Annotated in this window: 6 protein-coding genes; 3 read left to right on the forward strand and 3 right to left on the reverse strand. The window is 65.0% G+C overall.

The features are described from left to right. Nucleotides 1-313 precede the first annotated feature (313 nt). The gene (locus tag AC1D2E_RS34800; RefSeq protein WP_478201625.1) at nucleotides 314-664 is read left to right on the forward strand and encodes a hypothetical protein; all 351 of its coding nucleotides are present in this window, start codon (nucleotides 314-316) and stop codon (nucleotides 662-664) included. A gap of 35 nt (nucleotides 665-699) precedes the next feature. Here AC1D2E_RS34800 and AC1D2E_RS34805 read toward each other — a convergent pair whose 3' ends face one another. Genes AC1D2E_RS34805 through AC1D2E_RS34815 form a run of 3 tightly spaced genes read right to left on the reverse strand, consistent with a single transcriptional unit; the run spans nucleotide 700 to nucleotide 2156 of the window. Next, on the reverse strand, nucleotides 700-984 hold the full coding sequence (locus AC1D2E_RS34805) for a hypothetical protein (protein ID WP_478201626.1): 285 nt from the start codon (nucleotides 982-984) through the stop codon (nucleotides 700-702). Between the two features lie 42 nt (nucleotides 985-1026). Beyond that, the gene (locus tag AC1D2E_RS34810) at nucleotides 1027-1629 is read right to left on the reverse strand and encodes a hypothetical protein (protein ID WP_478201627.1); all 603 of its coding nucleotides are present in this window, start codon (nucleotides 1627-1629) and stop codon (nucleotides 1027-1029) included. A gap of 2 nt (nucleotides 1630-1631) precedes the next feature. Continuing rightward, complete coding sequence (locus AC1D2E_RS34815) at nucleotides 1632-2156, reverse strand: hypothetical protein (RefSeq protein WP_478201628.1); 525 nt, start codon at nucleotides 2154-2156, stop codon at nucleotides 1632-1634. A 147-nt stretch (nucleotides 2157-2303) separates the two neighbouring features. Between AC1D2E_RS34815 and AC1D2E_RS34820 the strand changes: the two genes are divergently transcribed. Both AC1D2E_RS34820 and AC1D2E_RS34825 read left to right on the forward strand, forming a co-directional pair. Next, the gene (locus AC1D2E_RS34820) at nucleotides 2304-3101 is read left to right on the forward strand and encodes a DUF2182 domain-containing protein (RefSeq protein ID WP_478201629.1); all 798 of its coding nucleotides are present in this window, start codon (nucleotides 2304-2306) and stop codon (nucleotides 3099-3101) included. Nucleotides 3102-3205: 104 nt separating this feature from the next. Next, on the forward strand, nucleotides 3206-3808 hold the full coding sequence (locus AC1D2E_RS34825) for a DUF1326 domain-containing protein (protein ID WP_478201630.1): 603 nt from the start codon (nucleotides 3206-3208) through the stop codon (nucleotides 3806-3808). The last annotated feature ends 602 nt before the right edge of the window (nucleotides 3809-4410 follow it).

The following is a 4410-nucleotide window of genomic DNA, read 5'->3' on the forward strand; positions in this document are numbered from 1 at the left end:
AAGTTAAGCGAAGTTAAGCGGAAATTTCATCAAATTTAATGTTTAACTTTGAACGCGCAGCCCGTAAGTCTTTGATTCTCAACAAGAAATCTCCTTGGGCCTAGGCTTCCCTCCTTCGAGTTCAACGTTGCACAGCGATCAAGAGGCATGGCCGGTCCCCAGGCATAAGCCGCGCTGGGCCTCAGCTTGAGAGAGTTGGTGACAGCCAGAATTGCAGAGACCGCCGCCTGCTACCGTGGCCAACGGTGCGGGTGCTGGACACAGTTCGGCGACCAATCGCCGAGCTCCGGCATTCATTCGCTCCTCCATCACAATGCCCATTCTTTTCGCGCACGCGCAAGGTACGGGTGAACTCAAAACTCTTCAGCAGATTGACGCCCTCGAGCAAGCCAAGGCGACGCTTGAGAAGATCGATGCGCAACTTGATGCCGTCGTCAGAGCGCGGAAGTTGCAGTGCACCATGGCGGTGGGGTATGCGCCGTTCTGCGACTGCATCATGAAGGACATGCCGGTCGCTTGGTCTTTTCAGGAATACGTCGCCATCACGACGAACAGCAAGGCGGTCAATGGCTACGACAAGATGGACCCGCAGTTGAAAAGTGCCTACGACATGGTTGCGCCGATCCGAGACAAATGCGTGAAGCAGATCAACGCTCGACGTTGACACAGCCATCGCCCGGCACGCGAGGACGAGGACGCTCAGCCGCTGCCGCCGCCCCGCGCCTTCATCGCCGCCGCCGCCAGGATCGCCCGCGCCAGGCGGGTCAGGTCGCGCTGGCCGAGCATCCAGACGGGCTTATCGCCGATCGCATCGGTCGGCGGCCCGGCGATCTGCATGATCTGCTCGTCGGTCAGGTCGAGGTTGGCGTAGCGCTCAAGCCGGGCGGCCATTTCGTCGGCATAGGCCAGCACGATCGTGATGTCGGCCGACAGCGCGGGCGACTTCCTGAGGCGGGCGATGGTGCGGGGTTCGCGTGCGGTCATGACGGCGATTGTGGCGCCGCTCCAGCGGCCGAGGGCCGGCGACTAACTTTCGTGGAGCCAGCCCAGGGTCGCGCGCTGAGCGGCGCGCTCGGTCGCGCTGATGCGCAGCCGGTACTGACCGTGATCTACCCATTCGCAGTGACCGGCACCAACCAACGCGGCGGTGTCGCCGCGCCGCACGAAGTCCACGGCAAGCTCAATCGACCGATCCGCCGCCGTCGCCGCAAATTCGATGTTCCGCTGCGCAACATCGCGGGACCCGCCCTTGGCCTCCTTCAGCCCGGACAGCGGCCTCGATGTGAAGCGCACCCAAGGCACCTCGCCCTGCTGATCGACTGCAAGGGCAATGTCCGCGATCGCCTCGAATGTGACCCTGCTGCCCTTGCTGGTCAGGTGCAGATATGCCGGCACATGAAACGTCAGGTGCGGCTGATCTATCGGCTTCTCGGCCCTCGGATCATCGGGGACCAGATAGGCGACGTGAATCCGATTGAAGGCGCTCCACACGAACTGCTGTGCGGCAAATTCGCGCGCGATGAAGGCCCGGTCATTGAGCCCGACCGAGATGTCGCCGTTGGGCTGCAGGCTGATCCAGCCGATCCGGTAGGACCTGCCTTCGAGGGATGCGCAGAGCGTCAAGATCACTGTCAGTCCCTGCCTTCATCGAACGATCGAAGGGTCGCGAAGAACAGCCCGTGCATGACCTCCAGCGCCAGCATCGCGTCCTCCTGCAGGATCAGCGTCGGGTGCCGCTTCTGCGCGCGGAATCGGGTCGCGATGGCATGGGCGTGCTCCTCCGGCTTGCGATGCGTCAGCGGGTTGCGCACCAGCCTCAGCGAATCGATCTTCGTCAGGACGTCGGGCCGAAATAGGTGGTTCGCGCCCGCGTGCTTGACCAGAGCATCGAACGATGACGAATCCCCCCGGGTAATGATGCCGCGCAGCTCCAGTTCCTCGGCAAGCGTGTGCTCGACATGCGCAGCGGCGGCCAGGATCGTCGCCATCAAATGCCCCTCGACGTAGCAGGCCCGCGCCTCGCGCAGCAGGGTCATCGGCTCCATGTCGTCCATGTAGGCCGACGGCAGCGTGCCCAGTGCTGACAGCCATGCAGCCCGTTCGGCCTTCCCGTCGTCGTTTCTGATGGCCGGGGGCGTCGTGGGAAGATTGCTCATGCGTCCGATCGTAGCCGGGCGGCGTGATGATTTTCGTAGCATCGCTTTCAGGCTTGGTCGGACGCGATCGGACGCGCCCTCAGCATCGCCGATACCATCGGCCACGGCTTAAAATGTTCCTCCCTGTAGTCAGTGGGAGCGGCAGTGTTGAATGCCTTCGCCGACGCGCAGCTCGCTCGCGCACGGCGCGATCGCCGGCTGGTGGGGGCGTGCCTGGTGCTGCTCGTTGCTCTCGCGTGGCTGTATCTGGCGATCATGGCCGAAGCGATGGCAGCGATGGACAGCGCACTGCACAGCTCGCGCGCGATGTGGCTGATGCCGATGGGAGAGTGGGGCGCGCGGGAGTTCGCGCTCGGCTTGGCCATGTGGGCGGTGATGATGGTCGGCATGATGGTGCCGAGTGCGGCGCCGATGCTGTTCGCTTACCTGAACGTGAGCCGCTCGCGGCCCGCGGGGCTCTCGCCGATCGCAGCGACGGCTGCTTTCCTGCTCGGCTACCTGCTGGTGTGGGGCGGGTACAGCGTACTTGCAACCGCCGCGCAATGGGCGCTGCACGCGACCGATCTGCTCGGACCCACGATGCGAAGCTCCAGCGTCGTGTTGAACGCGCTGCTGTTGATCGCGGCGGGCGTCTACCAATTTCTTCCCATCAAGAACGTCTGCCTGTCGAAGTGCCGGCTTCCCCTCGGCTTTCTGCTCACCGAGTGGCGCGACGGGTGGACCGGCGCGATGAGGATGGGCCTGCGGCACGGCGCTTTCTGTGTCGGCTGCTGCTGGCTGCTGATGGCGCTGCTCTTCGTCGCGGGCGTGATGAACCTGCTGTGGATCGCGCTGCTGTCCGTCGCTGTGTTGGTGGAGAAGGCGCTCCCCTTCGGGCGCCAAGCCGCGCGCGTCGTCGGCGCGTTGATGATCGCGGCGGGCCTGGGGGTCTTGGTGCTGGGCTGAGGCCAGGCTCGCGGCCTGGAAAATCGACTCGCCATTGCCTATAGTTAACGTGCGGCTGGGTGCGCGAACGGCGGCTGTTTCAAGCGGCCGAGAAGGAGACGACGATGGCTTGGCAGATGGATGCGACGATGCTCGAGATGTGCAGCTGCAAGGCGTTGTGCCCGTGCTGGCTCGGCCCGGATACCGTCCCGGACCAGGGTTGGTGCGCCGGCGCGTTGCTGATCGACATCGAGAAGGGCGCGATCGATGGCCAGGACGTGGGTGGCTGCCGTGCCGCGCTCGCGGCTTGGTGGCCCGGCAATTTCTTTGCCGGCGACGGCACCGCGCGCTTGTACCTGGACAGCCGCGCCAGCGACGCGCAGCGCAGCGCGCTCGAGGCTGTGTTTTCGGGCAAGAAGGGCGGCATGTTCGGTGCCGTGCTCGGCCCAGCGGTCACGAAGTGGCTGCCCGCGAAGAGCGTGCCGATCGACATTCAAGGCGGGGACGTGCCAACTTTCTCGGTGGGCGACGTCGCCAAAGGCACGCTCACCCGCTACAGGGACGCCGCGGGCAAGACCGCAACGGTGCAAGGCACGGCGGCGCAGGGGGCCTTCGAGAGCACCTCGATGGAGATTGCGAGCGCGAAGGGTACGCGCTGGACCGAGCCCGATGCGCGCGACTGGGAGGGCGACTCCGGCACGCTGCACAAGGTCCGCTGGGCCGGCTGAGCGGCGCGGCGCGGGCCGTTCGCCCTCAACTCGCCAGCCGCGCGTACGCTACCGCGACGGTCACAGCCAGTCGCGCTTTGGTCAGCCCCAGTTGGATGCTGGCAAGCGCTCCATCGTTTCGGACCCCGGCGCGCGCAAGTCGTTGATTCGATGAGGAATCGGCCCTCCGCGTTGCCTGAACACCGCCCGCCGTCCTGGAGCTTCAGAAAAAGCCGGGGCAGGGCAGGGCGGGGGACCACGTCGCGAACCAAGTCTCGTCATGCCTGTCGCGTGCGAGCGGTTCAGTGTCCTGTATAGAGGCAGCATTTGAAGCTAGGTGCCTCAGGACGTTGTCGAGTGCCTCGACCGCCGACTGTCGGCCAGAGGACGAAACCGCTCGCGCGGTAGCCCGCCGCTGAGGCCGCGGGAGTGGCAATCATTGCGTCCCTGTCTATGTTGAGGACCGAGGCAATCCGCCTCGTTTTTCGACAGGAGCAGGACCATGACTTCTTCGACCCAAACCGCCTCGCCGCTGCGCCAACGCATGATCGAGGACATGCGCATGCGCAAGCTCTCGCCCAAGACGCGCACCGCCTATGTCCGGGCCGTGCGCCAGTTGGCGG

This window comes from Variovorax sp. P1_H2 (genome assembly GCF_056405295.1).

Excerpts from the sequence above, each read along its gene's own strand:
- AC1D2E_RS34800 (WP_478201625.1), top strand. The coding sequence starts at position 314 with ATGCCCATTCTTTTCGCGCACGCGCAAGGTACGGGTGAACTCAAAACT.
- AC1D2E_RS34825 (WP_478201630.1), top strand. The coding sequence starts at position 3,206 with ATGGCTTGGCAGATGGATGCGACGATGCTCGAGATGTGCAGCTGCAAG.
- AC1D2E_RS34815 (WP_478201628.1), bottom strand. The coding sequence starts at position 2,156 with ATGAGCAATCTTCCCACGACGCCCCCGGCCATCAGAAACGACGACGGG.
- AC1D2E_RS34805 (WP_478201626.1), bottom strand. The coding sequence starts at position 984 with ATGACCGCACGCGAACCCCGCACCATCGCCCGCCTCAGGAAGTCGCCC.